Origin of the sequence: Nisaea nitritireducens, from assembly GCF_014904795.1 — a bacterium.
Classification (GTDB): Bacteria; Pseudomonadota; Alphaproteobacteria; order Thalassobaculales; family Thalassobaculaceae; genus Nisaea; species Nisaea nitritireducens.
Genome location: NZ_JACZFS010000055.1, coordinates 1 through 23,976 on the forward strand (window position 1 = coordinate 1; position 23,976 = coordinate 23,976).

The window sequence follows — 23,976 nt, forward strand, 5'->3', positions numbered from 1 at the left end:
TTGTTTTCCGGTGTGCGGATTTCGAGGCGTACCGCAACCCGGCTCTCATACCGTTCCGTCTGATCCGTGGTGAAAGCGCCCTTGAGGCCCTTCTTGATTTTCAGCGGGGTTTCGGTCACCGAGGCATCGGTGATCACCATCACCAGCTTGTCCGGACCGCCTGTGGCCTGCAGTACATCCTGAGCCCACCTCTCTGCGGCCGGGCCAGGTGCGACGGGCATCTTGTGCTCCACATTGGGCGCGGCGAAAGGCATGCGGAACTCGTTGATCACCTCGACCGAACCGACGGCAAGCCGGATCGGAGTCTTGTGCCGGAAAGTCAGCTCCGGAAACTCCACTGCCGGCGGTGTGGCACAGGCACCGAGCAGCGGTGCCGCGAGGACAAAGAGAAGAAAAGCGAATCGGACCCGCATCGAGACCCCCATGGATTCAAAAGATTAATGAGCCGAGAGACCCATTCTAACCCAAGTGGTGCGGCAGCATTGTGATCAATCGTCAGTGCCGGCCCGAAGTTTTTCCATGCCGGCTTCGTCATAATCCCAGCGCGTTTTACAGAACTCGCAGACGACGAAAATCAGATTATCCACTGTCATGTCCTGGATTTCCTCGTCGGACAGCGACTTCAGGACGGATTCAACCCGATCTTTCGAGCAACGGCAGCGTTCAGCCACGGGTTGGGCCGGATAGGCCCGGATTCCGCTTTCGTGGAACAGGCGGAACAGCAGGCGGTCGGGCGCAATGCGGGTCCCGGCGATTTCATCCGGAGTGGCGCTGCTGACCATCACCATGGCGGTGCGCCAGGCATCCTCGTAGGCGTCCATGTCGTGCACTGTGCGGGCCTTGCCCGGCTCCGGTGCCTCGCCGCCGTCGAGCGGCATGCGTTGCAGCATCAGTGCGCCCGCGCGCCAGATACCGAACTCGTCCTTGCGCACGGCGACATTAATGCCGGTCTCGAGCTGCTCCGACTGGCGGAAATATTCGTGCGTGCATTCCGCCAGCGTCTGTCCGGACAGCGGCACGATGCCCTGATACCGCTCTGTGTCCGCGCCCTGGTCGACAGTGAAGGCGATATAACCGCCGCCGATCATCCGGGGAACGGTCGCTTCGCCGTTTTCCGCTGCCTGTTTTGCGGCATCTTCATCGAACGCGGCATAGCCGCGCAGATGTCCGTCGCTGGTGAAATCCGCGACCATGGTGCGGACCGGCCCGTCGCCCTTGATTTGCAGCGAGAACACGCCCTCGTATTTGAGCGCGCCGGCGAGGCAGACCGTGATGGTCATGACCTCGCCGAGCAGTTTTGAGACCGGATCCGGATAGCCGTGCCGGTCCAGAATGGTGTGGACGGCCGAATTCAATCGCACCATGCGGCCGCGCAGGCCGAACGGATCGACCTGGAAAGGCAGCAAAAGATCGTCGTGACCCGACTCTGCGAAAATGTCGGCGGTGCTCATCTTGATCTCCGGATCAGGCGTAATGGTTCTACGAAAGGCACCAGTTGAGGACGGCCTTCTGCGAATGCAAGCGGTTCTCCGCCTCGTCGAAGACGATGGATTGCGGGCCGTCGATGACTTCCGCCGTCACTTCCTCGCCGCGATGCGCCGGCAGGCAATGCATGAAGATCGCATCCGGCTTCGCCTTCGCCATCAGATCTCCGGTCACCTGGTACGGGCCGAGCTGATTGTGCACGTTGGAGCTGTCGTCGCCCATGGAGACCCAGGTATCGGTCACCACGCAATCCACGTCCCTGACGGCCTCTTCCGGATCGTGCGTCAGGATGACGTTGCCGCCATTCTTCTTCACCCATTCCAGCAGGGCCGGGTCCGGGCTGCGTTCCGGCGGGCAGGCGATGCGGAGCTCGAAGCCGAACTTCGTCGCCGCGTGAATCCAGGAGGAGGCCATATTGTTGCCATCGCCACTATAGGCGATTGTCTTGCCCCGGATCGGTCCGCGATGCTCTTCGAAGGCCATGATGTCGGCCATCAGCTGGCAGGGATGGGAATGGTCCGTCAGGCCGTTGATCACGGGAACGGTGGCATGCTCCGCCATCTCGCGGATCGTAGCCTCGTCAAAGGTCCGCATCATGATGCAGTCGACATAGCGGGACAGCACCTTGGCGGTATCGCTCACGGACTCGCCGCGGCCAAGCTGCAGGTCGGCCGCGTTCAGCACGACGACTTCGCCGCCGAGCTGCTTCATGCCGACTTCGAAGGACACACGGGTCCGGGTTGACGGTTTCTCGAAAATCATCGCCAGAGTTTTACCGGCGAGTGGCTTTTCGGTGCCGGCATCGCCGCGCTTCATGGCCATGCCTTCATCGACAATGGACCGAAGGGTCAGCGCATCGATCTGGTCGAGATCGAGGAAATGGTTCTGTTGGGTCATATCGAAGTTCCAGAATCGGGGGCGGACACCGGCCGGTCCATCATCGGGACCGGCCGGGTGCCTTTTCAGGCGTCCCAGTCCGCGCAGACTTTCTCGAGAATGTCGCACGCTTCGGCGACATGGCTTTCGTCGATGATCAACGGCGGCAGGATACGCAAAACGTTCCCGGCTGCGCCGACGGTCAGCAGGCCGGCTTCGCGCAGCTTGCCCTGGAGGTCCGCATTCGTGACCTCGCAGACCAGACCGAGCATCAGTCCCTTGCCTTTGACCCCCGAAATGATCTTCGGATAACGTGATGCAATCGCTTCCAGGCGCTTGTGGAAGTCGTCGCCAAGTTTCGCGACGCGATCCAGCAGGCCCGGCTCCAGCAGTACGTCCAGCACCGCGTTGGCAACGGCCATCGCCAGCGGGTTACCGCCGAAGGTGGAGCCATGCGTGCCCGGCGCCATGCCGGAGGCCGCCTTCTCGCTCGCCAGGATGGCACCGACCGGGAAGCCGCCGCCAAGACCCTTGGCAAGCGTCATGATATCCGGCGCGACCCCGGCCCATTCATAGGCCCAGAGCTTGCCGGTCCGGCCCATGCCGCACTGGATCTCGTCGAAAATCAGCAGGGCGCCGAATTCGTCCGCCGCCTGGCGGAGCGCCTTCAGATACTCGACATCGGCGGTGTTGATGCCGCCTTCGCCCTGGATCGGCTCGACCAGGATGGCCGCGGTCTTGGCGCCCATCGCTTCGCGCATCTCGTTCATGTTGCCGAAAGCGACATGACGGAAGCCTTCCGGGCGCGGGCCAAAGCCGGTCCGGTAGGTCTCGTTATCGCCAGCCGACAAAGTCGTCAGCGTCCGGCCGTGGAAGGCGGAGGTGCAGCAGACGATCTCGTTCCGCTCCTTCTCGCCGCGCTCCCACTGGTATTTGCGGGCAATCTTCAGCGCGCCTTCATTCGCCTCGGCACCGGAATTCGCGAAGAACACCGTGTCGGCGAAGGAATTCTGTACCAGCCGGTCGGCCAGCCGTTTCTGTTCCGGAACCTCGTAGAGGTTGGAGACATGCCACAGCTTTTCCGACTGGCTCTTCAGCGTTTCGACCAGATGCGGATGGGCGTGACCAAGGGAGTTGGTGGCGATCCCCGATGCGAAATCGAGATATCGTCGGCCTTCGGTGCTATACAGATAAGGGCCTTCCCCCCGCTCGAAAGCGATATCTATACGCCCGTATGTGGGCATCACCGTGGTAACCAACGTCCTTCTCCACCATAAAAAATGGCGGCACCGAAAACCGGCGCCGCCGGATATCGAAAAAAGCACGGAATCCGGGGGACGCCAAGGGGAATATGGCGCCGCACCGGGGATATCCCGTGAATTTGCGCGAATCGAGGCCGGAGGCGTGCTTCCGGCGACACCGATCATAGTCGTCAGGTCCAGCGAAAGAGACCAAGCGCCGAGCGCACCTCGTCCAGAGTGGCCTGTGTAATCTCCCGCGCCTTGTCGGTGCCGTCACGCAGCATCCGCATCACCTCGCCGGGATCTTCCGCGAGCCGGGTCCGGCGCTCTCGTATCGGCCAGATCAGGGTCTGCAGGATCTCTTCGAGGTGGTTTTTCACTTGTATGTCGCCAAGCCCGCCGCGCCGGTACCGGGCTTTCAGGTCAGAGACCGTGCCCTGATCGTCCGAGAAAGCGTCCAGGTAGGTGAAGACGACATTGCCCTCGACTTTTCCCGGGTCGCTGACCTTGAGGTGATCGGGGTCCGTATACATGCGCCGGACAGCGTCGCGGATCTCGTCCGGGGAGGCGGAAAGCGGGATCGCGTTGCCAGCCGACTTACTCATCTTGCCGATCCCGTCGATGCCCGGCAGGCGGCCAACAGCGGGGATCAGGGCGCGGGCTTCGGGCAGGACGTCGCAACCGGCCAGTCGGTTCATCCGCCGAACGATCTCGTTTGTCTGCTCGATCATCGGTGCCTGATCCTCACCGACCGGCACCAGCGTCGCCCTGAAGGCGGTGATGTCGGCGGCCTGGGAGACCGGATAGCAGAGGAACCCCGCCGGAACGTCCCGCTCGAAACCGCGTTGCTGGATCTCGGTCTTGATCGTCGGGTTCCGTTCCAGCCGGGAGACGGTGACATGGTTCAGGTAAAGCATCGTAAGCTCGGCAAGCGCGGGCAGGGCCGACTGGACCGCGATGGTGGTCAGCTCCGGATCGATGCCCACGGCCAGATAGTCGAGCGCAACTTCCAGGACGTTATTGGCGACTTTTTCAGGGTCGGCCGCATTGTCCGTCAGAGCCTGGGCATCCGCGAGCAGCAGATACTGCCGATGGGAATGCTGGAGCGCGACACGGTTCCTGAGGGACCCGGCATAGTGGCCGAGATGCAGGGGGCCGGTGGTTCGGTCTCCGGTGAGAATGACGGGTTGAGTGTCGGTAGCTCTGTCGGGCGTGTGATTGGGGGCGATGTTCATTGGCTGCTCCGGGAAGGAAGCCGCCGTAATTCGGAAAGATGTCAGGAAAAGTCCCATGCTCGCCGGATCGCGGCGGCAGGGATCGAAAAATGAATAACGACGTGCCGCTCCTAAGGGGAGGGCCAGTAAAACCGAGTCTGAGTTTGCGCGTGGTTATCCATGGGAGATTGATGCCATTTCCGAGCCCTGCAATGCAATGATCTTTGGTGCGGAGCTGGAATTAAAGCTCGTGGGGCAACGGATATCCCCACCCCCTGTTTCTGAAAAGTCGGAAAAGTCCATAAAATCCAATGCGATCCTTCATGACTCGTAAAGCTCTGGCGGATATAGTGCAGTCACTTGAATAAGCGGAATCACCAGAAAGGAGTCCGCCATGACCGCACCCGTGCAGTCGAGCCTCGCTGTTTTTGCGTTCCGCGCAGACAAGCAGCAGCAAATTGTCCAGGCCCAGGTTGTCTCCAGTGCCGTTGAAACGGCCAAGCAGATCGCCCAGTCGACTGGAGCGCAGAGCGCTTCGTCATCAGGTGTCGACATTACGGTCTGAGACCAGACGACTCTCATACATTTAAACCGACGCGGTATGCGGGCTTTTTGATGCCCCTGTTCCGCGCCGGTTTTGTTTTCAGCGCCGGCGTTTTTTCAGCCGGTCGATCTCCCGGAGCTGTACCTCGAACGCTTCGATCGCGTGGCGCTCCGCCTTGTCCAGCGTGCTGCGGTCCAGCTTGTCGACCAGCACCTGCATCGCCTCGCCCATACGCCCGAGCTGACGGCCGTAAGAGCCGACCTCGGTCAGGATTTCCTGCTCCAGATCGGGATCGGATGAGCGGCCGAGATTGACGTTGATCAGGCTGAAATTGCTCCCGGCCCAGTCGAACACCCATCTCCACGGATTGATCGCCTGCGTGACGTTGCCGGAGAGCGGCAGATTCACGGTGCGGGGGGAAACGCTATCTGGCATCGCGGCGCTCCTTTTCGAAAAATGAGACCAGCATCTCACAAATAACTACACGTCATAATAGAAAAATAGTAATATAAAATTACTCAACTATTTGCGGAGAGGGATGCGCGATGGCGGATGTGCTGGATGAGGCGCGGGTCAAAGACCTGCAGGAACTGCTGCCCGGCGCTTATTACGGGATGGTCTGGCTGGGGCTGGCGAATGCCGCCTACACAAGTGAGTGGAAGCACAATGTCGAGAGCATGACGGAAGATCTGAAATGCGCCATCCAGGACCCGCAATTCATGCCTCTGCTCCCGCAGCCGGGAAATGTCGGCAAGAAAGACGCCCCGACGCTGGCAGGGTCATGGTCTCTTGACTGGGGGCCTGCGATTGCGTCGGACTGGAGCAATCTTGTCTATATTGCGTCTTATCGCAGTGGACCCAGCCAAACCGGTGCGCCGCTCTTCTTCGTTGTCGGCATTCGCGGCACGGATACCAGCACTGGCGGCAAAGGTCTGCTCGACCAGATCGATCAGGATCTGCGCTCTTTCACTACCCACCCGTGGTCGGACTATCTGAACGATGGTGTGAAAATCGGATGGATAGAGAAAGAAAAGGTGGGACCGCCGCCGACTCGTCGATCTGGACAAGCCGCTATCGCCGGCAATGTGGCGACCGGAACCATCCAGGGTTTCAACAAAATCGCGGGCCTGTCCGGCCGCTTCCATCGGGACGGCGATCTGCAAAAGCAGGCGTGCCCTGTTGTGGAGGCTTTGGAGGAGCTTATGGGGGAGGCGAATGTCCCCATTATCGTCACGGGGCATAGCCTCGGCGGCTGCCAGACGCAGGTCATGACCTCTTATCTGGCCTGGCAATTCCCCGATCAGAAGGTGATCGGGCATCCGTTTGCCCCTTCGACAGCCGGGGACGCCGATTTCGCCAAGCAGGCGGCCTTTTCGACCGGGTGCTTCTGGTGGAACTCCCTGGATTTTGTCCCCTGTGGTTACGGTCCGCTCTCGGATTACCTGCCGGGCGCGGAGGGTGGCTACAAATTCAAACTGGCCATCGCCTGGGCGATCGGGAATTTCTGGACCCGGTATGATTGGCCGGATACCGATCCGGCTGAGGCCGGGCCTCCTTTGCCTGCGAAAGATGTGCTGGAGATCGCGCTCGGTCTTGGTGGGCGCGATGTGGAAAAGCTCGATTTCGAGCGCCCGGTGCTTGGTGGTATGGCGGACATGAAGCTGAACGGCAAGCTGCCGAGCTTCCAGACAATGCGTGCGTTTCTGATCGCCGAAGGGCAGAAAAACCCGGATCTGAAATCGTCACTCAATCAGCTGCTCTGGCAGCATTTTCCGCCGAATTACCGGCTCCTGCTGTGGGACGATTACAGCTCCGAGATGGTCTATTTCGATTACGAGACCTACGATCCGCGCAAGCATCAACTCTGAAACGATGCAGGTCGCGGTTTCATACCGGCGACGTGCATCGGTGGGCGGTTAGCTCCGGAAATGCTTGCCGAGCTTCAGGCCCTGGCCCTGATAGTTCGAGCCGATGCCGCCGGCGCCATAGATCTTGTCCGGGATCTCGATCAGCGGCTCGTAGACCAGGCGGCAGACGATCTGTCCGTCACTGATGACGAACGGCACGTCGTGGGAGCGGACTTCAAGCACGCCGCGGGTCGCCTCGCCGCCGGCCTCGGGCATGCCAAAGCCGGGATCGAAAAAGCCGGCATAATGCACCCGGAATTCGCCGACCTTCGTATCGTAGGCACGCATCTCGGCGGCATAGTCGAGCGGTACGGAGAGATATTCCTTCGAGGCGAGGATGTAGAATTCGTCCGGATCCAGCACCAGTTCCGCCGGGCGGTCCTTCTGGCGGTAGAGCGGCTCCCAGAAGTCCTGCACGTCGTAGCTGCCCGGCCGGTCGATATCGATCAGGCCGGTATGCTGCTTCGCCTTGTAGCCGATCAGCCCGGTCTTTGGCTCGCCGGTCAGGTCGACACTGACAGCGACCCCTTCCTTGATATCGGCCTCCTGGCCATGCACCAGCACCACGCTGTCCTGCAGCCGCCGCATTGCCGCGTCGCTGGCGACCGGATGGCCGCGCCGGAAACGGAGCTGGTTCAGCCGGGAGCCGGTACGGGCCAGCACGCTGAAGGTGCGTGGGCTGATCTCGGCATAGAGCGGGCCCTCATACCCTTCCGGCACGCTCTCGAACTCGGTGCCGTAATCGGTGATCAGCCGGGTGAAAATGTCGAGCCGGCCGGTGGAGCTTTTCGGGTTCGCCGTGCCGGAAACTTTTGCTGGGAGCGAGACGCTTTCCTGCAGGCGGACGATATAGACGCAGCCCTTTTCCAGCACAGCCCCTTCGCGCAGGTCGATCCTGTGCATGGCGAGGCTGTTCAGCCGGTCATCCACGGTGGCGTTCCGGCCGGGCAGGAAGCTGGCGCGCACCCGGTAGGCCTCGTCGCCAAGCCGCAGATCGATACTGGAAGGCTGGATCTGGCCGTCGATGACCGGCGTGTCGGACGCGATCTGTCCGTCCCGGATCATCTCCCGGATGGTCTGGCTCGGCAAAATCCCGGTGGTGCGCTTTTCGCGCGCGGTCAGGGTGCCGCCGTCCGGCGCTGTCATCGAGGCGTCTGCGGGCATGTCTTAATCCGCCAAATAAACCGTAATCGGCGCAAAATAGCAGACGCCGCCGCCGGGACCAGCGGTTTTGTACGTTAGCTGCGGATCTTGTAGCCGCGCTTCAGCAGCATGTAGCAGAGCGCCATCAGGATTGCGTTCATCACGATCAGCACGGCAGCGCCGATCAGCGGGTCGCTGTCGGACCAGCCGATCAGCCCGTAGCGCACGCCATCGATCATGTAGAAGAACGGGTTGAGGTGCGCGAGCTGGTTCCAGATGCCGGGCAGCCGGTCGATCGAGTAGAAGGTGCCGGAGAGGAATGCGAGTGGCTGGATCACGAAGTTGGTGACCGAGGAGAGATGGTCGAACTTCTCCGCCCACATGCCGGCGGCGATGCCGATCAAAGCCATGGCGAGCGAGGCGGAAACCGCGAAGAAGATGGCCACCGGCCAGTGCGCCGCATGGAAGCCGACAGCGAGCGACATGGTGACGACGGTGGACACGCCGACGATCATGCCGCGCGTCACGCCGCCGAGGGCGAAGGCGGCCAGCAATTCGCCCGGTCCGAGCGGCGGCATCAGCACATCGACGATATTGCCCTGCACCTTCGAGATCATGATCGAGGAAGAAGTGTTCGCAAACGCGTTCTGCATCATCGCCATGACGACGAGGCCGGGCGCCAGGAACTCGGCATAGGAAATACCGCCGCCGAGTTCGATCGAGCGCTGCAGGGCCAGGGTGAAGATGGCAAGAAACAGCAGGGAGGTGACGACCGGGGCGAACACGGTCTGGGTGATCACCTTCAGGAAACGCCGGACCTCTTTCTCATAGAGTGTCCAGACACCGATCCAGTTCACCATTCCGACCCTGCGTACAGTCGGAATGGGTATGGTGTTCGCGTTGGTATTCGAGGCGAAAGGGCGGTCGGACATGAACTGGGCCGTTGGCTGGGGTGCGTTGCCGGCGCACAATAGGCGCGGACAGCATGTGACAGCAACCAGATGGGGTGTGAGGCGCGCTAAGCAAGCCGCGCCGGACCCGGAACCCGAATGAGTGATTTCACCGAAGGTGGCGGCGCCCCTAATAAACGCCGCGAGAAAAAGCCCCCGAAACCCATCACTGAGAGCTATCTGCGCAATGTCGCGCTTTGGTATATGGAGCGCTATGCCAGCTCGGCCGCGAACCTGAAAGCGGTGCTGATGCGGCGGGTCCGGCTGTCCTCCGCCTATCACGGTAGCGATCCGGCGGAAGGCGCGGAGATGGTCGATGCCGTGGTCCAGCGGTATACCGAGGCGGGTATTCTGAACGACCGGCTGTTCGCCGAGACCCGGGTCCGGTCTCTTGTATCGCGCGGCACCTCGACCAAAATGATCAGACGGAAGCTGATGGAAAAGGGTGTTTCGTCGGATGATATCGACGCGGCGCTGGCCGAAGTACTCGATCAGGAAAACGGTGAGCTTGCATCGGCGGCGCGCTATGCAAGACGGCGGCGGATTGGGGCGTATCGGCTGGCGGAAAAGCGCGAAGAGAACCGCGACCGCGACATGGCGGCACTGGCCCGGCAGGGGTTCGGTTTCGGGATCGCGGCAAAGGTGGTAGACGCGGAGGATCCGGAAGCGCTGGAGGCGGAAATCGAGGGCGCGAACGGACGCTGGGACGGGCGCTAGGGGCTGCGCCCTGAGGTGTGGGGACGCAGCGCACAAAAATCGCTTAACCGTAGAGAAACGGTTGTTATAGTTACGGCCAATTAAACATAACGAATGCGGTGGTCAGACCGCGCAATACTCAAGGGGGTAACAATGTGGGACGTGCATGATTTTCCGGTGCCGGCGGACATCGCCAAGACGGCCCATGCGGACGCAGCCAAGTACGAGAAAATGTACAAGGAGTCGGTCGAGAACCCGGAAGGTTTCTGGGCCGAGCACGGCAAGCGGCTCGACTGGATCAAGCCTTACAGCAAGGTCAAGGACGTCTCTTTCGACGCCAAGGACCTGCACATCAAGTGGTACCATGACGGCACCCTGAACGCGGCCGCGAACTGCCTCGACCGGCATCTCGCCGAGCGTGGCGACCAGGTGGCGATCATCTGGGAAGGCGACGATCCGAAGGACGACAAGAAGATCACCTATCGCGAGCTGCACCGCGATGTTTGCAAGTTCTCCAATGCTTTGAAGGATCTCGGCGTCAAAAAAGGCGACCGGGTGACGATTTACCTGCCGATGATCCCCGAGGCCGCGGTCGCCATGCTGGCCTGCGCCCGGATCGGCGCGGTGCATTCCATCGTTTTCGGCGGTTTCTCGCCGGACGCGCTGGCGGGGCGTATCCAGGATTGTGAATCCGGCATCGTCATCACCTCGGACGAAGGGTTGCGCGGCGGCCGGCCGATTCCGCTGAAAGCCAACACGGACAAGGCGCTGCAGGAATGCCCCGACTGCAAGACAGTGGTTGTGGTCAAGCGCACCGGCGGCAAGATCGATTGGGTCGAAGGCCGGGACCACTGGTATCACGACATCTGCGATGCGGCGTCCGAGGAGTACCCACCGACGGAAATGGGCGCGGAAGATCCGCTGTTCATTCTCTACACCTCGGGCTCGACCGGTAAGCCGAAGGGTGTGCTGCACACCACTGGCGGCTACATGGTCTTCGCCTCGATGACGCATGAATATGTCTTCGATTATCAGGACGGCGAGATCTACTGGTGCACGGCCGATGTCGGTTGGGTCACCGGGCACAGCTACATCATCTACGGGCCGCTGGCGAACGGTGCCACGACCCTGATGTTCGAGGGCGTGCCGAACTATCCGGACTACAGCCGCTTCTGGCAGGTTTGCGACAAGCACAATGTGTCGATCTTCTACACGGCACCGACCGCGATCCGGGCGCTGATGCGCGAAGGCGACGGGCCTGTCAAGGCGACCAGCCGCAAGAGCCTGCGCATCCTTGGCTCGGTCGGCGAGCCGATCAATCCGGAAGCCTGGATGTGGTATCACGAGGTGGTCGGCGACAAGCGTTGCCCGATTGTCGATACCTGGTGGCAGACGGAGACCGGCGGCATCCTGATCACGCCGCTGCCGGGGGCAACCAATCTGAAGCCGGGTTCGGCGACGCTGCCTTTCTTCGGCGTGAAGCCGGTCCTTGTCGATGCGGACAACAAGGTGCTGGAAGGGGCGGCAGAGGGCAATCTCTGCATGGCCGACAGCTGGCCGGGCCAGATGCGCACGGTCTATGGCGACCATGAGCGGTTCATCCAGACCTACTTCACCACCTTTCCCGGCCGCTATTTCTCCGGCGACGGCTGCCGCCGGGACGAGGACGGCTATTACTGGATCACCGGCCGCGTCGACGACGTGATCAACGTCTCCGGTCACCGCATGGGCACAGCCGAGGTCGAAAGCGCGCTGGTTGCGCACGACAAGGTCGCCGAAGCGGCGGTGGTCGGCTATCCGCACGACATCAAGGGCCAGGGCATCTACGCCTATGTCACCCTGAATGCCGGGCTGGAGCCGTCGGAAGAGCTGCGCAAGGAGCTGGTGACCTGGGTGCGTAAGGAGATCGGCCCGATCGCTTCTCCGGACCTGATCCAGTGGGCTCCGAGCCTGCCGAAAACCCGCTCCGGCAAGATCATGCGCCGCATCCTGCGCAAAATCGCCGCCAATGAGCAGGACCAGCTGGGCGACACCTCAACGCTGGCTGAACCGGCCGTGGTCGACGATCTGGTCGATAACCGGATGAACAAGTAGGGACTGAAGCTTTCGCCGACTCCGATCTGTCGAGTCCGGCGATCCTAGCTCTCACTCATTAAAAAAAGCCCGGCTTCAGCCGGGCTTTTTTGCGTGATGAAGCCGGCGGGCTCAGGCGGGATTTCGCTGGACAAGTTGCTTGGCGATGATCAGGCGCTGCATCTCGTTCGTGCCCTCAGCGATGGCGAGCAGCGGGGCATCCCGGTAATAGCGCTCGATATTGTATTCCTTGGCATAGCCATAGGCACCATGCAGCCGCATGGCCTCCAGGCTGTTATGCAGAGCGGCTTCGGTGGCGAAGAGTTTCGCCATGCCCGCTTCCATGTCACAGCGCTCGCCCCGGTCGTAGGCGGCGGCGGCCTGTTCGGTCAGCAGTCGGGCAGCCTCGACCTGGGTTGCCATGTCGGCGAGTTTCAGCTGGATCGCTTGATGTTCCGCGATCGGTTTGCCGAAGGTCTTGCGGATCTGGGAGTATTGCACCGATTCCTCAAGGCAGGCCCGGGCGATGCCGACGCCGCGCGCGGCCACATTGATCCGGCCGAGCTCCAGACCGCCGAGGATCTGCTGCATACCGCGGCCTTCGACATTGCCGACCAGGTTTGCGTCCGGCACGAAGCAATCGTCGAGAGTGAAGCCGGCGGAATCGATGCCCTTGTAGCCGAGTTTCTCCAGCTTCTTGGTGACGTTGAAGCCCTCACCTTTTTCGATCAGGAACAGGCTCATGCCTTTGTGCCGGGGTTTTGCCTCGAGATCGGTCTTGGCCAGCACGGCGAGTATATGGCCGTGATAGGCATTACTGATCCACATCTTGGTGCCGTTGAGGAGATAGCCGCCCTCGGTCTTGTCGGCGCGCAGACGGATGGCCTGCAAATCGGTGCCGGCGTCTGGTTCGGTCAGGGCGATGCCGCCGCGCAGCTCACCGCTGGCGAAGCGTGGCAGCCAGGCGGCCTTTTGCGCTTCCGTGCCGGAGCGCTCGACCGCGGCGGCCATGATGAGATGGGAGTTGAAAATGCCGGAGATCGACATCCAGACCCGGCTGACCCGCTCGACGATTTTCGTATAGGTCGAGGCCGTGAGGCCAAGCCCGCCCCATTCTTCGCCGATGGTGGCACCGAACAGGCCGAGCTCCGCCATCTTGCCGACAATATCCTCCGGCCAGGCATCTTGGGCTTCCAGCTCATGGGCATAGGGCGCGACATCGCGGGTGAGGAAGCGCTCGACAGCGTCCAGAATCATGCGCTCCTGTTCAGCACGCTCTTCGAGCGACAGGCCGGACTGGTTCGCGGCGACAGCTGCGTTCATGGATTTTTTCCTCCCGGGAATCCCGGTTCTAGGTACTGGCGGAACGCCATTGGTTTTTGTTTTTCAACCGAAAATACCGGTTTCTCTATGTCTTTGAACTTAGAATATAGCGGAAGATCAGTCCTGATAGGGCAATAACCAGAAAAATCCGGATTATGTGGAAGGCCGCGATCAGCGGAACGCCGAGTTCCAGCACGGCGGCGGTGATGCTCATTTCCGCCATGCCGCCGGGAGAGACGGAAAGCACCATGGTGGCGGCCGGCAGGCCGGTCACCTCCGCCACGCCGAGACCGAACAGGATGTTAAGCCCAACCAGAACCAGCGTGCTGAGCAAGGCGTGGGGCAGGAAGCGCTTCAGCGGCAGCACCAGCTCGCGGCGATAGCGCAGGCCGATGAAACAGCCGATCAGGACCTGAGAGAGATTGAGCAGCTCACGCGGCATGCCGGAAAGATGCAGATCCAGCACCGTTACCAGAGCGCCGGCGGCAAGCGGGCCGAGCAGCCAGCCGTTGGTGATCTTGCGCCAGGCCATCAGGCCACCGAACAGCAGGGAAAGGATGATCAGGACCGGAAAGCCCTGCAGGTCGAACGGGAGATTTTGCGCCTCGAACGGCGAATGCCCGACAGCCCCGATAAGGGTGAGCGTGGTCGGGATGGTGGTGACGACGCAGAGAATACGCAGGGACTGGGCGAGCGAAACCGGCGCCATCTCGCCGCCCCACTTCGTTGCCTGCAGGGCCATCTCGACAACGCCGCCGGGCACGCTGGCGAAATAGGCGGTGGCCATGTTCACTTTCGCGACCTTGCGCAGATAAAGTGCGGAGAGCAGCCCGAACAGGATCGAGGCCAGCGCGCAGATCACCATTACCGCGATATGGTCCACCACGAAGGCGGCGACGGTGGGTGTGAAATTGAGGCCGATGCCGGTGCCGAGCAGCAGCTGGCCGGTCTGCCGCGCGCCTTTCGGCATGGTGAGCGTGAGTCCGGCCATGCTGAGAACGCCGACCGAAAGCATGGGGCCGAGCAGCCACGGCAGAGGCACGCCAAGGAAGGCAAATGCCCCGCCGGCTCCCGCCGCGAAGGCGAAGCTGGCGAGATGGCGAACGGGCGCTGGAATGGACATGGCGGGCGGGCCTGGCTTGGCCGGTTTCCGGAGTCGGTTGCGCGGCCATCAAATGAGTTGATGCCTGCACTTAGGCAGGCTGCGGCGTTCCGGTCAATCTGTTGACGGCGCTTTGGTGCCCGTGCATGGGATGAATTCCACAAGGTCGAAAAACAGGGGCCCGTCGATGACCGAAGAGAGCTTGCAGGATCGGTTCCTTGGGATGGTGCAGGATAACCCGGTGAACCGGATCGTTCTGGAGCGGATGCCCGATCTCGGTGTCGAGGATGGCTGGCTGGTCGCCGGTTGTCTTTTTGGGACGGTCTGGAATGTGCTGTCCGATCGACCGCTGACCGAGAATATCCGGGACTACGATATTTTCTATTACGATCCGGACACCAGCTATGAAGCGGAAGACGCAGTGATCCGCCGTGGGGCGGATCTGTTCGCCGATCTCGGGGTCGAGGTCGAGATCCGCAATCAGGCACGGGTTCCGCTCTGGTACGAGGCGCGGTTCGGGGTGCCTTATCCGCCGATATTCGAATCCCGCACCGGTATCGATCGTTTTGTGGTGGCGGGTACCTGCTGCGGCATCTCGCAAGAGGGCGAGGTGCATGCGCCTTATGGCTTCGAGGATATGTTCGCAGGCGTCCTGCGCTACAATCCGGTGAACCCGACGCCGCACCAGTTTCAGTTCAAATGCGGAAGTTACCGGGAGCGCTGGCCGTGGCTGAAAATCGTGGAAGAGGAAGCAACCGCGCGTACCTCTTGAACAAGGAACCGTGCTAGTCACATCTGCATAGTGAAAGGGGACGAGCATGGATGAGAAGCAACAGCCTGACGATGTGCCGGATACAGCGGGCGTAATCCTGCCGCCGCCGGTCATTCTGTTGATCTTCATTGTCTTCGGTGCGGTGCTGGAAATTTTTGTGCCGCGTCCGTTTGCGCCTGACTGGGCGCAGACCTATCTCGGCCCGGCCCTCGTCGTTGGAGCGGTTGCCGTCGCCATCATCGCCGAGCGACAATTCAAACGCGCCGGGACCAGCGCGAAGCCCTGGGTGCCGACGACGGCCATTGTCACCACCGGATTATTCTCGGTCAGCCGTAATCCAATGTATGCCGCCCTGGTAGCCCTGTTGTTCGGCCTGGCGTTTGCCGGCAATACGCTGTGGATCCTGACGGCGACCGTCGGATTTGTTGGCGTCATGCATTACGGCGTCATCCTGCGCGAGGAAGCCTATCTCGAACGTCTCTTCGGAGCGGCCTATACGGATTACAAGGCGCGGGTCCGGCGCTGGATCTAGAAGGCTGTCTTTCCTCGATTAGTGGTCACTATTTCTTTTTCGTGCGTCACCTGCGTGCGACAGTCCGGTCTGTTCTTTTGCGGGGGCTCTGGCCATGGGCGAACGGATAATCCTGATAACGGGCGCGGCCAGCGGCATCGGCGCCGCGGCAGCCCGGAAACTGGCGCAAAGCGGCGACCGTTTTCTGCTGCATACGCGCGCTAATCTCGATGGCCTCAATCGCGTGGCGGAGCAGGTGCGTTCGAAAGGCGCAACCGCTGAAACCGAGCTGAAGGATCTAGGGGAGCCGGGCGCGGGCCAGTATCTGATCGAGGCCTGTGTCGAGCGCTTCGGCGGGCTTGATATCCTTGTCGCCAATGCCGGTTACGCGGACAAGGCACCGTTGGGCGAAGCCGGAACGGAAAAGTTCGAGCAGGCGCAGAACGCCATTTCCCGCTCCTTCTTCGAGATGGCGGAGGTGGCCCTGCCGCTGCTGCAAGCTTCGGCCCGGGGCCGGGTTGTCGCGGTGGGAGCCTTTGGGCCGCATGTCTGGCGCACCGACCTGCCCGCCTTTCCGGCGACGGCGGCGGCAAAGGCTTCGCTTGAGGCAACGGCGCGCGCCCTTGCCCTCACGCTGGCACCGTCCGGGGCGACCGTGAATGTCGTGGCGCCAGGCTTCATCGAGAAAGATCCGGGCACGCATTCGGCCATGACGCCGCAGGGCGTGGCGGCACTCTCTGCCCGTATTCCGATGGGGCGGCGAGGCACGGCGCACGAGGTGGCGGCGGTGATCGGCTTTCTCGCGTCCGGCGAAGCGAGCTACGTTACAGGGCAAGTTATCCATGTGAATGGCGGATTGATTTAGGGGAAAGTAATGACTGAAGGACGTATCGCCGGGGTTATCGGCCTTGGCTCGATGGGGATGGGCGCGGCCCGCTCCCTTGTCGCGGCCGGGGTCGAGACCTGGGGAACGGATGTGCGCGCCGAGTCCGTCGCGGATTTTGCGGCGAACGGCGGCAAGGGCGCGGCAAACCCGGCAGAGCAGGCATCGAAAGTGGATGCGCTGCTGGTGCTTGTGGTAAACGCGGCCCAGACCGAAAGCGTGCTGTTCGGCGAGACCGGTGCGGTCAAACATATGAAAAAAGGCGCCGTCGTTGTTGCCAGCAGCACGGTCCCTGCCGCCTATGCACGAGAGCTTGAGGGCCGGCTGGCGGAGCATGGCCTGCTGATGGTTGATGCGCCGGTCAGCGGCGGCGCGGCCAAGGCGGCGACCGGCGAGATGACGGTGATGGGCTCCGGCACGCCGGCGGCATTCGAGGCGGCGGACTTTCTGCTGAACGCGATTGCCGCGAAGGTCTACCGGCTGGGCGATCAGGCCGGGCCGGGCTCGACCGTAAAGACCATCAACCAATTGCTTGCAGGTGTGCATATCGCGGCGGCGGCGGAAGCCATGGCGCTTGGCATTCGTGCCGGTGTGGCGCCCACAGACCTGTTCGAAGTGATTTCCAATTCCGCCGGTGCTTCCTGGATGTTCAACAACCGGGTGCCGCACATCCTCGACGGGGATTACGCTCCGCTCAGTGCGGTGAATATCTTCGTGAAGGATCTTGGCATTGTGCTGGAGACCGGCAAGGAGCTGACCTTCCCCTTGCCGCTGTCGGCGGCGGCACACCAGCAGTTCCTCGGTGCGGCAGCGGCCGGGCTGGGAACAGAGGACGATTCCGCCGTCATCAAGGTGTTCCAGAAACTCGCCGGGATAGACTTGCCGGAAAGCAAGGACGATTGATCAGAGCAGGCAGAGCAGGCCGTAACAGGACGCGCCGAACAGCTTCACCGCCAGCAGGTAGCCGATCAGGTCGAGCAGCAACGTGAAACCGAGAATCGGCAGGGCAACGAAGCCCATAAAATAGAGCGCGGCCCAGCGTGTGAAGCGGCGGCCGGGAATCCGGTGGCCGTGAATCACGGGCGGTTTTTTGAATTGTGCGAGCACGGACATGGGCTAAGACTAGCCGCGGAACGGGGACGGGGGAACCTTGAATGGCGGCTGCCGCCAAAGCCCAGAAAGCCAAAGAGAAAAGCGACCGGCCACTGAAAGATAAGCGTGGTGAGGAGCAGGACGGCATCGTCGCGCTCTGGGACGCGGTCGATCAGCGGCGCTGGGACGAGCTGATCGCAAAGGCGGACCGCTCGGCGCTGGAGCAATCATCGGCGTATGGCATGGCCATGTCGCGCGCCTCCGCCTATACCCCCGTCACGGCGGTCTTCATGCGCGGCCCGGAGCGGGTGGCGCTTGCCCTGATCCTCGAATGGCGGTTTCCGGGCGGTTTTCGGATTGCCAAACTAACGCGGGGCCCGGTCTTCCTGGCGGATGTTTCGGAGACGGAACGCGCGGCGATCTTCAATCTCATAAAACAGCGTTATCCGGTCGCTCGGCTCAATCTCTTCTTCATGACCCCGGAACTCCCCGCCAGCGCGGACAGCGATGCGCTCCTGCGCGGCATTGGCATGCGCCCGATGGTGACCGGCTACAGCACTGTCTGGCTGGATCTCCGGCGTGACCTGGAGACGCTCCGGGCCGGTTTGCATATGAAATGGCGGAACCAGCTCAAGCTCGCGGAAGCGGAGCCGATCCGGGTGCGCAGCGGTTTTGGCGGCGCGCCGCTGGAATGGCTGCTGACCCGGCATGACCAGCACAGGAAGCGGCGCAAGTTCCGGGCACCGGCAGGCGCCTTCGTTGCCGCCATCGCCGATAGCGGACGCGACAAGCGCGCGACACAGGTTTTCACCGCCTATGTCGGCAGCGAGCCGATCGCGGCGATCCTCACCATCCGGCACGGTAATTCCGCGACCTACTATGTCGGCTGGACCGGTGTGGAGGGGCGCGAGAAGCAAGCCCACAATCTGCTGCTCTGGAAAGCCATCATCAAGCTCAAGGAAACCGGTGTGGAATGGCTCGATCTCGGCGGCGTCGACGGCTTGCACATGCCCGGCGTCTCTCGCTTCAAGCTCGGTGTTGGCGGCGAGTTGGTGACGCTGGCGGGGACGTATCTCTAGCGATCAGGTTTCTTTCGTTCTCGCCGCAGCTTTGGCCCGGAGGGCCGCGAAGCCGACCAACCGGTCTTCAACCAGCCGATTGACGCTGCCCGACGGATATTTCCCGCCGGCCCCGCGCTTGCCGGCCTTCTTTCCCGTCAGCACCTCGATGCCTTCCGCGATCGTGGCAATTGGCAGGATGCGGAACTTCTTCTCGCGGCAGGCCTCGACGACATCTTGCCGCAGCATCAGATGCTTTATGTTCGAGGCGGGTATCAGCACGCCCTGTTTCCCGGTCAGGCCGCGCGCCACGCAGACATCGAAGAACCCCTCGATCTTTTCGTTCACGCCACCGATGGCCTGAACCTCGCCCATCTGGTTCACCGAGCCGGTGACGGCCAGAGACTGGTCGAGAGGGAGCTTGGAAAGAGCCGACAGCAGGGCGTAGAGCTCTGCCGAGGAGGCGCTGTCTCCGTCGACGCCGCCATAGGACTGCTCGAAGGTCAGCGTCGCCGCGAGCGCCATCGGGGCATCTTCGGCGTAATTCTGCGCCAGATAGCCCGAGAGAATCATCACGCCCTTGGAATGCAGCGGGCCCCCAAGCTCGACCTCGCGCTCGATATCGATGACCTTCCCGGCACCGACCCTGACCGTGGCGGAAATCCGGCTGGGCTTGCCGAATGCGAAATTGCCGATGGACAATACTGACAGACCGTTGACCTGGCCGACCTTCGCGCCGTCACTGTCGATCAGCACCGTGCCGCGTGTGATTTCCTCGACCGTCCGCTCCCTGAGGCGATCGGCCCGATGAATTTGCGCGGTGATGGAGGCCTCCACATCCGAGCGGGAGACGCTTTTCCTGCCTTCTTCACCGGCCCAGTAGTCGGCCTCGCGCATCAGGTCGGCAATCTGGCCGACACGGGTCGACAGCCGTTCCGAATCCGCAGCCAGCCGGGCGGCGTGTTCCATGACGCGTTCGATCGCTGCGCAAGCGAAGGGCCGCAGCTTGTTGTTGCGGGCGATGGTCGCGACCAGCCGGGCAAACAGCTGGTCGTTTTCCGGTGTCCGTTCCATCGCTTCTTCGAAGTCTGCGGCAACCTTGAAGAGATCCTGAAAATCCGGGTCGAGTGCCGAGAGCAGCAGATAGAGCCGGTAGTCACCGAACAGCACGATTTTCAGGTCGAGCGGGATCGGGTCCGGCTGCAGCGAGACCACAGTCGCCGTTGCCGTGGTCATGTTGGGGGCCTCTATGGTTATCTGTTCAGCATAGAGTGCGCGTTTCAGAGCTTCCCAACTCATCGGGTTCAGCAGCAGTTTGTCCGCGTTGATCAGCAGGAACCCGCCATTGGCCCGATGCAGGGCGCCGGACTGAATGAGCGAGAAGTCCGCGATCAGTGTGCCCATATGTGCGTAGTATTCGATCCGGCCGATCAGCTTGCTCAATGCCGGATGGTCTTCGACGATGACCGGTGCGCCGCCCGCCGGGCGGTTCGCGACCAGAACGTTGACCTGGTAGCGATGCATCGGGTCGTTCTCGACCGCGCTTTCGCCGCTGTCGTTCGGGATAGCGTCCGGGCCACCTTCCTCGGTGTTCAGGAACAGGCCGATATTCTCGACCATATCGTCGGCGACGGCCTTCAGGTGCTTGAGGGCCGCATCGGCCCCGGTCATTTCCTTTTCGACGTCCGCAATTTCTTGTTCGATGACGCGGCGGGCGGTCTCGCGGTTGATTTTTCTCAGGGTACGATGGCGGTCTCGTTCGATATTCGGCAGGGAGCGGAGGGTTTTTTGCAGCACCTCCATCATGCTCTTGGTCGCGTCCTGATAACGCTTCCGGGCGGCCTCGGGGAGCTTCTGGAAGGTTTCGGGTGCCATCGGCGTCTTGCCGGAAAGCGGCGCGAAAGCGAAGCCCTGGGGCGTTCTGATCAGCGTTAGTCGTTGTTTTCGAGCCTTTTTGTCGACGGCTTCGAGGGCATTCTGCTGCTTTTCCGCAGCCTCCTTGTTCACGGCATCGATCCGCAGGCGGTAATCCTCGCTTTCGAACAGCGCAGGGATCACCGCATTGAGGTCGGTCACCAGCTCCAGCATGGCGCGCCGGAACGGCTCGGCCCGTCCGGGGGGCAGGGCAATTGCGGTTGGCGTGTAGGCGTTCTCGAAATTGTGCACATAGACCCAGTCCTGCGGTGCCTCGAGCTCTGCCTTGCGCTGTTCCAGGAAGCGCTTCACCGCCATGTGCTTGCCGGAACCTTTCGGCCCGATGACGAAGAGATTGTATCCTCGCTGCTGCATTCGGGTGGCGAAGCGCACGGCTCCGAGAGCGCGTTCCTGACCGATCAGGGCCTCGATATCTTTAAGGTCTTCGGTGCTCTTGATTGAAAGCGTCCCGAGATCTGTCCTGGTGTAGAGGTCCTTGGCGGCGAGGGGCTTCACGGGCATTACTGGATTCCTTAGGGGCTGACCCTAATACGGGTCGCCGGATCGAAGCGGGTGAAAACCTTAGTCTGTAGAAGGCTGATTGGGCTAGTCGCCGCCGTCGCGAATTTCCAGCACGCGGTCGCGCAGCCGGGTCAGACCCCGGTCAGGCATGCCCAGCTCGTCGAGATGCTCTACCGTGTTGAAAAGATAGTCCGCGCAGGGGCCGAGAAAGCCGCTGGCCCGCTCGATTGTCTGGGCCATCTCCTCTTCGGGGAGCTGGCCGACATAGCGTTCGTGGGTACGGTTCATCACGAAACCGAGGGCCTTGAAGGGGCCGTCCGGCCCGGTCATGGAAAGCCAGCGCGGAATATAAGCATCGCTCACCATTTCCCGACGCCAGACAATTTCGAGTTCCTCGGCAGCTTTTTCCTTCTCGATGCGGAAAGCGACGCCGCGGCAGCATCCGCCCCGGTCCAGGGCGAGCGTCAGGCCGGGCACCTCGGGCGATCCGCGTCCAAGATGCGTCTGCAGGCAGAACCGCCGGTGATAACCGTGGGCGGTAGCGCAGCGCTTCTCGGCGAAATGAAAAGACGGGTTCCAGATCAGTGATCCGTAGCCGAACAGCCATACGTCCGTCTCGGGCTGGTCAGCAGCAAACATGGAGATGAGAGATGCGTGAAGCTCCTCGTCACTCAGTACCTTGTAAGTGAGGGCATGTTTTCGGATCAGGTCGCGGATGTGACCCGAGCGGATCGTGTCGCGATTGAGGGGGACATGTTGCTGATCAGCCATGTAAACGAGCCTAGCGGACTTGGCGGGCCGGGCAAGTCCGACAGTTGGATCGGTCTTGTGCGATTTCAGGTAGAATGAAAGGGGTTACACACCGGTTCGATATTGCGCGGCGAACCGCATGGTCGTGACCGGGCGATCACAAATGCGTGTGTTCGTCACGCCAAATGCGTGAAATTATGGTCGATCAACCCGTTCGGGCGGCTGAGATTTGTGACTGGCGCCGCATATGGTACGGATTGTGCGTGCGGATTTTATGGGAAGGCCTTGATAGCTCTCAAAATCCAAGCGGGCGACCGCATCGGGTTTAAGGTATAGGTCAGGTTTTCGGGGGAAGGCATATCCGTTCATGGCGGAAAAAGTAGATTTCAATGGCGTCCATTTTTTGATCGTCGACGGCAATGCGCTTTCGGCTGATCTGGCGCGTGACCTGCTGCTAACGATGGGGGCGGTGACGGTGTTCGTGGCGCACAGTTTCGATGAGGGAATTGAGGTTCTCGGCTCCGATTCCGTTGACGTCCTGTTGACCGAACTCCATTTGCCTCCCCGCAGTGGCCTCGAGCTGATCCGCATGGTGCGCGACGGTAAAACCAGAGCGCACAAGCAGATGCCGATCCTGGTGATGTCCGCGATGTCGGCGAAAGAGCATGTCTTCGAAGCCCGCGACGCAGGCGTGACCGAATTCATTGCAAAGCCCTACGGCGTTGAAGGTTTCTACCGGCGGATGGTCGGTATCGTTGCGCGGCCGCGTGCTTTCGTAGACAGTAACGAGTATTTTGGTCCTGACCGGCGCCGCCGTCAGGTGCCTTATAATGGGCCGGACCGGCGGGATTAGCAGCTAGGATGTCGAATTGACTGTGGCAAAATCAAAGCTTTTGCCTCCGGCGGAGGATTTGACTCAGCGTGCCGCCAACAGCACGACCGGGATGGACTTGCGCCTCAGTCCCGGGGTCCTGCGCCGTCTGGAAGAAGTGGTCAATGAATCCCGCGAGAAGTTCGTGGTCGATCTTGCGGCACGCCTGCGCAAACTGCGGGCAAGCACGCAGGCCCGGACCGATGGCCAGATGAGCGATGTGGATCTGCTGAAGCTGGTGTTCGAGGAAAGCCTGCAGATCAAGGGCATGGGCGGCACAATCGGTTATCAGGTCCTCAGTCTGATCGCGACGACCCTGAACGATTTCGTGACCGAGCGCCAGACGCTGGGCCGTATCCAGTTTGAAATCCTGCAGCTGCACATCGATGCCATGTATGTCGTGATCGCTGACCGCATCACGGATAATGGCGGGATCCTGGAAGATCAGGTGCTCAGCGGTCTCAGGGCGGCTGTCCGAAAATTCAGCTGAGCGCAAACTCGTGACAGAATGACGTCGTGCCCTTATCTTAGGAGTACGTGTTTAACTGGAGCCTCCGATGGCCGACTTCGACAGAACGGACCGCAAAGCACTGGGCATTCTTTCGGATACGGTTTCCGAGAAGCTGGGGCCGTCCGACAAGGTCACCCGGGAAATCCGGCGCGCCTATACGTCAGGCAAGCAGATCGACCGTTTCATGGCCCGTGCCGCTTTCGACGCCTTGCCGGACTGGCAGCGTAGCGACATCGGTTCGGCCGCTGAACACTTGGCCCATGCGATCATCCGGGAAGAGCTCGGGGAGGCTGCCCCGTTCGGTACCGAGCGCGATTGGCGGGATATGGACGCATCGCAACGCAGGGCGCGTCCGGCAAGACAACCGGCGGCTGGTGGAGACATGCAGTCGCCGCCGCGCTTTCTTTCCCGCACAACCCGTTAGCGAGCGGGGCGTGCGCGTCGCCACATGCCCAGCCCCCAGTTGTGACTGTTTTGAATGATCGGCATTGTTTTTCGATGCCCGTATCGGCTAGTGTTTGGCGCAATTTGAATATAA

At 61.6% G+C, this 23,976-nt stretch carries 25 protein-coding genes; 12 read left to right on the forward strand and 13 right to left on the reverse strand.

The genetic code is table 11. The annotated features are described in order from the left end of the window. From IG629_RS17830 to trpS, 5 genes are all read right to left on the reverse strand, one after another. The coding region (locus IG629_RS17830) for a hypothetical protein (RefSeq protein WP_193173280.1) at positions 1-413 on the reverse strand (413 nt) is incomplete at its 3' end. A 75-nt stretch (positions 414-488) separates the two neighbouring features. After that, positions 489-1,451 (reverse strand): Hsp33 family molecular chaperone HslO, encoded by a 963-nt coding sequence (locus tag IG629_RS17835; protein WP_193173281.1) that lies wholly within the window; start codon positions 1,449-1,451, stop codon positions 489-491. A gap of 28 nt (positions 1,452-1,479) precedes the next feature. After that, positions 1,480-2,382, reverse strand: coding sequence for an ornithine carbamoyltransferase (gene argF / locus IG629_RS17840; RefSeq protein WP_193173282.1), 903 nt, complete (start codon positions 2,380-2,382; stop codon positions 1,480-1,482). A 65-nt stretch (positions 2,383-2,447) separates the two neighbouring features. Further along, the gene (locus IG629_RS17845; protein ID WP_193173283.1) at positions 2,448-3,620 is read right to left on the reverse strand and encodes an aspartate aminotransferase family protein; all 1,173 of its coding nucleotides are present in this window, start codon (positions 3,618-3,620) and stop codon (positions 2,448-2,450) included. Positions 3,621-3,793: 173 nt separating this feature from the next. Then, positions 3,794-4,837 carry a tryptophan--tRNA ligase gene (gene trpS, locus IG629_RS17850; protein ID WP_193173284.1) on the reverse strand — a complete coding sequence of 348 codons (1,044 nt, stop codon included), beginning with the start codon at positions 4,835-4,837 and terminating at the stop codon, positions 3,794-3,796. A gap of 373 nt (positions 4,838-5,210) precedes the next feature. Between trpS and IG629_RS17855 the strand changes: the two genes are divergently transcribed. Further along, positions 5,211-5,381, forward strand: coding sequence for a hypothetical protein (locus IG629_RS17855; protein ID WP_156901522.1), 171 nt, complete (start codon positions 5,211-5,213; stop codon positions 5,379-5,381). 78 nt (positions 5,382-5,459) lie between these two features. Here IG629_RS17855 and IG629_RS17860 read toward each other — a convergent pair whose 3' ends face one another. Then, positions 5,460-5,795 carry a hypothetical protein gene (locus IG629_RS17860; protein ID WP_193173285.1) on the reverse strand — a complete coding sequence of 112 codons (336 nt, stop codon included), beginning with the start codon at positions 5,793-5,795 and terminating at the stop codon, positions 5,460-5,462. A gap of 110 nt (positions 5,796-5,905) precedes the next feature. On the opposite strand from IG629_RS17860, the gene IG629_RS17865 reads away from it, so the two are divergent. Next, entirely contained in the window at positions 5,906-7,228 is a 1,323-nt protein-coding gene (locus IG629_RS17865) for a lipase family protein (RefSeq protein ID WP_193173286.1), read from the forward strand. Positions 7,229-7,276: 48 nt separating this feature from the next. Here the strand turns inward: IG629_RS17865 and IG629_RS17870 are convergent, their stop codons facing one another. Further along, positions 7,277-8,431: a 2'-deoxycytidine 5'-triphosphate deaminase gene (locus tag IG629_RS17870; protein WP_226886903.1), complete on the reverse strand. Its 1,155-nt coding sequence runs from the start codon at positions 8,429-8,431 to the stop codon at positions 7,277-7,279. 74 nt (positions 8,432-8,505) lie between these two features. Further along, positions 8,506-9,342, reverse strand: coding sequence for an ABC transporter permease (locus IG629_RS17875; RefSeq protein WP_193173287.1), 837 nt, complete (start codon positions 9,340-9,342; stop codon positions 8,506-8,508). Between the two features lie 117 nt (positions 9,343-9,459). Between IG629_RS17875 and IG629_RS17880 the strand changes: the two genes are divergently transcribed. Next, positions 9,460-10,077: a regulatory protein RecX gene (locus tag IG629_RS17880; RefSeq protein ID WP_193173288.1), complete on the forward strand. Its 618-nt coding sequence runs from the start codon at positions 9,460-9,462 to the stop codon at positions 10,075-10,077. 132 nt (positions 10,078-10,209) lie between these two features. Then, positions 10,210-12,150, forward strand: coding sequence for an acetate--CoA ligase (gene acs, locus IG629_RS17885; protein ID WP_193173289.1), 1,941 nt, complete (start codon positions 10,210-10,212; stop codon positions 12,148-12,150). Between the two features lie 111 nt (positions 12,151-12,261). On the opposite strand, the gene IG629_RS17890 is transcribed toward acs, so the two are convergent. Both IG629_RS17890 and IG629_RS17895 read right to left on the reverse strand, forming a co-directional pair. Continuing rightward, positions 12,262-13,452 carry an acyl-CoA dehydrogenase family protein gene (locus IG629_RS17890; protein ID WP_193173290.1) on the reverse strand — a complete coding sequence of 397 codons (1,191 nt, stop codon included), beginning with the start codon at positions 13,450-13,452 and terminating at the stop codon, positions 12,262-12,264. Positions 13,453-13,537: 85 nt separating this feature from the next. Next, the gene (locus tag IG629_RS17895; protein ID WP_193173291.1) at positions 13,538-14,575 is read right to left on the reverse strand and encodes an AbrB family transcriptional regulator; all 1,038 of its coding nucleotides are present in this window, start codon (positions 14,573-14,575) and stop codon (positions 13,538-13,540) included. A gap of 166 nt (positions 14,576-14,741) precedes the next feature. Between IG629_RS17895 and IG629_RS17900 the strand changes: the two genes are divergently transcribed. From IG629_RS17900 to ltnD, 4 genes are all read left to right on the forward strand, one after another. Continuing rightward, complete coding sequence (locus IG629_RS17900; RefSeq protein ID WP_193173292.1) at positions 14,742-15,326, forward strand: nucleotidyltransferase family protein; 585 nt, start codon at positions 14,742-14,744, stop codon at positions 15,324-15,326. Positions 15,327-15,372: 46 nt separating this feature from the next. After that, entirely contained in the window at positions 15,373-15,858 is a 486-nt protein-coding gene (locus tag IG629_RS17905; RefSeq protein WP_193173293.1) for a methyltransferase family protein, read from the forward strand. Between the two features lie 94 nt (positions 15,859-15,952). Beyond that, on the forward strand, positions 15,953-16,702 hold the full coding sequence (locus IG629_RS17910) for an SDR family NAD(P)-dependent oxidoreductase (RefSeq protein ID WP_193173294.1): 750 nt from the start codon (positions 15,953-15,955) through the stop codon (positions 16,700-16,702). A gap of 9 nt (positions 16,703-16,711) precedes the next feature. Then, the gene (gene ltnD / locus IG629_RS17915) at positions 16,712-17,623 is read left to right on the forward strand and encodes an L-threonate dehydrogenase (RefSeq protein ID WP_193173295.1); all 912 of its coding nucleotides are present in this window, start codon (positions 16,712-16,714) and stop codon (positions 17,621-17,623) included. Here ltnD and IG629_RS17920 read toward each other — a convergent pair whose 3' ends face one another. Continuing rightward, complete coding sequence (locus IG629_RS17920) at positions 17,624-17,833, reverse strand: hypothetical protein (protein ID WP_193173296.1); 210 nt, start codon at positions 17,831-17,833, stop codon at positions 17,624-17,626. A gap of 41 nt (positions 17,834-17,874) precedes the next feature. Between IG629_RS17920 and IG629_RS17925 the strand changes: the two genes are divergently transcribed. Continuing rightward, a complete protein-coding gene (locus tag IG629_RS17925) occupies positions 17,875-18,891 on the forward strand; it encodes a lipid II:glycine glycyltransferase FemX (protein ID WP_193173297.1) in 1,017 nt (338 codons plus the stop codon). A 3-nt stretch (positions 18,892-18,894) separates the two neighbouring features. On the opposite strand, the gene IG629_RS17930 is transcribed toward IG629_RS17925, so the two are convergent. Together IG629_RS17930 and IG629_RS17935 are read right to left on the reverse strand one after the other, a co-directional pair. After that, a complete protein-coding gene (locus IG629_RS17930; RefSeq protein WP_193173298.1) occupies positions 18,895-21,306 on the reverse strand; it encodes a Lon protease family protein in 2,412 nt (803 codons plus the stop codon). Positions 21,307-21,390: 84 nt separating this feature from the next. Beyond that, a complete protein-coding gene (locus IG629_RS17935) occupies positions 21,391-22,077 on the reverse strand; it encodes a gamma-glutamylcyclotransferase (protein WP_193173299.1) in 687 nt (228 codons plus the stop codon). A 346-nt stretch (positions 22,078-22,423) separates the two neighbouring features. Here IG629_RS17935 and IG629_RS17940 point away from each other — a divergent pair, with 346 nt between their 5' ends. The 3 genes from IG629_RS17940 (at position 22,424) to IG629_RS17950 (ending at position 23,862) form a co-directional block, all read left to right on the forward strand. Continuing rightward, complete coding sequence (locus tag IG629_RS17940) at positions 22,424-22,909, forward strand: response regulator (protein ID WP_193173300.1); 486 nt, start codon at positions 22,424-22,426, stop codon at positions 22,907-22,909. Between the two features lie 58 nt (positions 22,910-22,967). Further along, complete coding sequence (locus tag IG629_RS17945; RefSeq protein WP_193173301.1) at positions 22,968-23,417, forward strand: hypothetical protein; 450 nt, start codon at positions 22,968-22,970, stop codon at positions 23,415-23,417. Positions 23,418-23,484: 67 nt separating this feature from the next. After that, positions 23,485-23,862 carry a hypothetical protein gene (locus IG629_RS17950; RefSeq protein ID WP_193173302.1) on the forward strand — a complete coding sequence of 126 codons (378 nt, stop codon included), beginning with the start codon at positions 23,485-23,487 and terminating at the stop codon, positions 23,860-23,862. The last annotated feature ends 114 nt before the right edge of the window (positions 23,863-23,976 follow it).

What these genes read in the sequence shown, in the direction of transcription:
- IG629_RS17905 (WP_193173293.1), top strand. Translation starts at nt 15,373, where the DNA reads ATGGATGAGAAGCAACAGCCTGACGATGTGCCGGATACAGCGGGCGTA.
- IG629_RS17880 (WP_193173288.1), top strand. Translation starts at nt 9,460, where the DNA reads ATGAGTGATTTCACCGAAGGTGGCGGCGCCCCTAATAAACGCCGCGAG.
- IG629_RS17935 (WP_193173299.1), bottom strand. Translation starts at nt 22,077, where the DNA reads ATGGCTGATCAGCAACATGTCCCCCTCAATCGCGACACGATCCGCTCG.
- IG629_RS17950 (WP_193173302.1), top strand. Translation starts at nt 23,485, where the DNA reads ATGGCCGACTTCGACAGAACGGACCGCAAAGCACTGGGCATTCTTTCG.
- IG629_RS17930 (WP_193173298.1), bottom strand. Translation starts at nt 21,306, where the DNA reads ATGCCCGTGAAGCCCCTCGCCGCCAAGGACCTCTACACCAGGACAGAT.
- IG629_RS17895 (WP_193173291.1), bottom strand. Translation starts at nt 14,575, where the DNA reads ATGTCCATTCCAGCGCCCGTTCGCCATCTCGCCAGCTTCGCCTTCGCG.
- IG629_RS17855 (WP_156901522.1), top strand. Translation starts at nt 5,211, where the DNA reads ATGACCGCACCCGTGCAGTCGAGCCTCGCTGTTTTTGCGTTCCGCGCA.
- IG629_RS17875 (WP_193173287.1), bottom strand. Translation starts at nt 9,342, where the DNA reads ATGTCCGACCGCCCTTTCGCCTCGAATACCAACGCGAACACCATACCC.
- IG629_RS17865 (WP_193173286.1), top strand. Translation starts at nt 5,906, where the DNA reads ATGGCGGATGTGCTGGATGAGGCGCGGGTCAAAGACCTGCAGGAACTG.
- trpS (WP_193173284.1), bottom strand. Translation starts at nt 4,837, where the DNA reads ATGAACATCGCCCCCAATCACACGCCCGACAGAGCTACCGACACTCAA.
- IG629_RS17860 (WP_193173285.1), bottom strand. Translation starts at nt 5,795, where the DNA reads ATGCCAGATAGCGTTTCCCCCCGCACCGTGAATCTGCCGCTCTCCGGC.
- ltnD (WP_193173295.1), top strand. Translation starts at nt 16,712, where the DNA reads ATGACTGAAGGACGTATCGCCGGGGTTATCGGCCTTGGCTCGATGGGG.
- IG629_RS17925 (WP_193173297.1), top strand. Translation starts at nt 17,875, where the DNA reads ATGGCGGCTGCCGCCAAAGCCCAGAAAGCCAAAGAGAAAAGCGACCGG.
- argF (WP_193173282.1), bottom strand. Translation starts at nt 2,382, where the DNA reads ATGACCCAACAGAACCATTTCCTCGATCTCGACCAGATCGATGCGCTG.
- IG629_RS17870 (WP_226886903.1), bottom strand. Translation starts at nt 8,431, where the DNA reads ATGCCCGCAGACGCCTCGATGACAGCGCCGGACGGCGGCACCCTGACC.
- IG629_RS17940 (WP_193173300.1), top strand. Translation starts at nt 22,424, where the DNA reads ATGGCGGAAAAAGTAGATTTCAATGGCGTCCATTTTTTGATCGTCGAC.
- acs (WP_193173289.1), top strand. Translation starts at nt 10,210, where the DNA reads ATGTGGGACGTGCATGATTTTCCGGTGCCGGCGGACATCGCCAAGACG.
- IG629_RS17910 (WP_193173294.1), top strand. Translation starts at nt 15,953, where the DNA reads ATGGGCGAACGGATAATCCTGATAACGGGCGCGGCCAGCGGCATCGGC.
- IG629_RS17835 (WP_193173281.1), bottom strand. Translation starts at nt 1,451, where the DNA reads ATGAGCACCGCCGACATTTTCGCAGAGTCGGGTCACGACGATCTTTTG.
- IG629_RS17920 (WP_193173296.1), bottom strand. Translation starts at nt 17,833, where the DNA reads ATGTCCGTGCTCGCACAATTCAAAAAACCGCCCGTGATTCACGGCCAC.
- IG629_RS17900 (WP_193173292.1), top strand. Translation starts at nt 14,742, where the DNA reads ATGACCGAAGAGAGCTTGCAGGATCGGTTCCTTGGGATGGTGCAGGAT.
- IG629_RS17890 (WP_193173290.1), bottom strand. Translation starts at nt 13,452, where the DNA reads ATGAACGCAGCTGTCGCCGCGAACCAGTCCGGCCTGTCGCTCGAAGAG.